Source organism: Pseudomonas fluorescens, assembly GCF_000802965.1.
In the GTDB taxonomy this organism is placed as follows: domain Bacteria; phylum Pseudomonadota; class Gammaproteobacteria; order Pseudomonadales; family Pseudomonadaceae; genus Aquipseudomonas; species Aquipseudomonas fluorescens_A.
Genome location: NZ_JSAK01000049.1, coordinates 1 through 2,580, shown reverse-complemented (window position 1 = coordinate 2,580; position 2,580 = coordinate 1). Strand labels below are relative to the sequence as shown.

At 57.3% G+C, this 2,580-nt stretch carries 2 protein-coding genes; both read right to left on the bottom strand.

The genetic code is table 11. The annotated features are described in order from the left end of the window. Positions 1-169: 169 nt before the first annotated feature. Positions 170-973 carry an IS21-like element helper ATPase IstB gene (gene istB / locus NL64_RS29040; RefSeq protein WP_034151502.1) on the bottom strand — a complete coding sequence of 268 codons (804 nt, stop codon included), beginning with the start codon at positions 971-973 and terminating at the stop codon, positions 170-172. Then, positions 966-2,465 (bottom strand): IS21-like element ISPpu27 family transposase, encoded by a 1,500-nt coding sequence (gene istA / locus NL64_RS29035; RefSeq protein WP_155292804.1) that lies wholly within the window; start codon positions 2,463-2,465, stop codon positions 966-968. The genes istB and istA overlap by 8 nt, the downstream gene beginning before the upstream one ends. Positions 2,466-2,580 lie beyond the last annotated feature (115 nt).

The following is a 2,580-nucleotide window of genomic DNA, read 5'->3' as shown; positions in this document are numbered from 1 at the left end:
GTTGGCGCTGATTGAAAACTGACCCACCCTGCCGATTGAAAATTGACCCAGGGCGGATTGCTGATTTTGGCATCAGCAATTGTGGATAAGCTTAGCAGTCGTGTCCCGGTGGAAGAGGCATTAAAGCCCCACCGCATGTGGGCATGCGGCAGGGTATTTTTGGTGCAGATCAAAACAGCTCATCGTCCTCGGCACCATCATTGTCTTTGCGCTTTCGTTCACGTGATTTGATCTTGGTCTGGGCGACCAAGCTGCTGTGTTGCAGGCGGTAGGACTCGTTGCCCGTTTCGACGATGTGGCAGTGGTGTGTCAGCCGATCCAGCAACGCCGTTGTCATCTTGGCGTCACCAAACACACTCGACCATTCCGAGAAGCTGAGGTTGGTGGTGATGACCACGCTGGTTTGCTCGTACAGCTTGGACAGCAAGTGAAATAACAGGGCACCACCGCTCTGGCTGAAGGGCAAATACCCCAGTTCATCGAGTATCACCAGGTCTGTTCGTAACAGCCCTTGAGCGATGCGGCCCGTCTTGCCATCGTATTTTTCGCGCTCCAGCAGATTGACCAGATCCACCGTGGAGTAGAAGCGCACGCGTTTGTGATGCGTCGTGATCCCGGACACAGCCAAGGCGGTGGCGAGGTGTGTTTTGCCTGTTCCAGGCCCGCCGATGAATACGACATTCTGCGCGGTATCGGTGAACTCCAGGTTGGACAGATCCCTGATCAGGCGGGCATCTGCGCTGGAAGCGCTGAAGTCGAAGCCGGCCAAATCACGATGCATGGGCAGTTTGGCCATGTTCATCTGGTGGTTCACTGAGCGCACCGCTCGATCCGCATGTTCTTGTTGGAGAAGATGCTCTAGTAGCCATTTCGAGGATGCCGTCGAAGCTTCTCCTTGCGAGGCTAGTTCTTCCCAGGCGCTGGCCATGCCATGCAGACGCAGTTCTTTGAGTTCCGCCATAAGATCACGCATTGCGAGTCTCCTCATCGGTGGTACGGAGCCGGTCGTAGCGTGCCGTATTGGCGACAGGCGCTATCTTGAGTTGAAGGCTGGTTTCGGCGGACGGAGGGACTGCTGTCGATGTCAGTCGAGCCAGGACATTCAGGATGTGCTCAGCACTCAAGCTGCCTGATTCAAGTACCAACTCCACAGCCACCAACACGGCATCGAGCCCGGCGATGGGAACTGCCGCCAGTACCTGCGTCATGACTCGATCACCATTGGCGTGACGCCTCAGACCGCGTTTTAGCAGCTGCAACGGCTTCGGCAGATCAGCAAACGGAGCGCCATTGCGCAGCGCTCCAGGCTTGCGCTCGATAAGCGGGATGTAATGCTGCCAGTCAAAACTGACCTGATCTCGATCAAACAGACGCTCGTGGCTGGCAATCGTCGTTTCATCGGCGATGACCACCACCCGGGAAGGATACAAACGGCTGCTGACCCACTGGCCGACCCGCTCACACGGCACCGAGTAGCGATTTCGCGCCACGCTGATCAGGCAGGTGCTGGAGACCCGTACGGTGCGCTCGACGTAGCCATCAAAGGCAGTCGGCATCGGCATCAATTCAGCGCGTTCCAGCTCCAGGACGTCCGCCACGGTCAGCCCGTTGTACTGCGGGTGCAGCAGTTCGCCCCAGAGCGCACGGCAGCGTTGGCCGAGCCAGGCATTCAATTCCTCGAAGGTGTGGAACATGCAGTTTTGAGCATCGAGCCAGATGCGCCGTCGGCTGTCTTGGACGTTCTTTTCAACGATGCCTTTTTCCCAGCCGGAAGCGACGTTGCAGAAGTCCGGGTCGAACAGGTAGTGCGCACACATCACGGCAAACCGAGCATTGACCGTGCGGCCCTTACCCTTGTTGACCTTGTCGACAGCGGTCTTCATGTTGTCGTAGATGCCGCGACGCGGCACCCCACCTAACGCGCCAAACGAGCGAGTATGGGCATCGAACAACATCTCGTGGCCTTGGCTGGGATACGCAACCAACCAAAATGCGCGACTGGCGCACAGCTTCATATGGGAGACCTGGATGCGTCGGAACAGGCCGCCGATCAGCAGACCTTCGTCGCTCCAGTCGAATTGAAAGGCCTCCCCGAGTGCAAAGGTCAGCGGCACAAAGGCTCGTAAAGACTTGCCTTGCTCGCCGCGCCACGAGCGTATAAAGGCGGTGAGTTGGCTGTAGCCGCCGTCGTCCCCCTCGGCCTTGATCTGTTCGAAGAGTGCTTTGGCACTCCTGCGGTTGTGCTTTGCCCGAAACGAATCGGCCTTAAGCGCCTGCTCCAGCGTCTCGTGAAATGGACTGAGTTTGTTGAAGGTTGCGCACCGTTGGTACGCCGGCTGGGTGGCTTCGGGTGCTCTGACCCATTTTCGAATGGTGTTTCTCGACAGTCCGGTACGCTTGGCTATCTGATGCAGCGAGAGCTTGTCGCGGAAGTACATCCGCCGGATTTTTCCCAACATTTCCATGCTGATCACCCTGTGTTCTCCTGCTCGAAAAGTGAGCAGAAGCAGTTGAACACCTGGGTCAGTTTTCAGTCGGCAGAACAGCCTTTACTGGGTCAGTTTTCGGTCAGCGGCAACA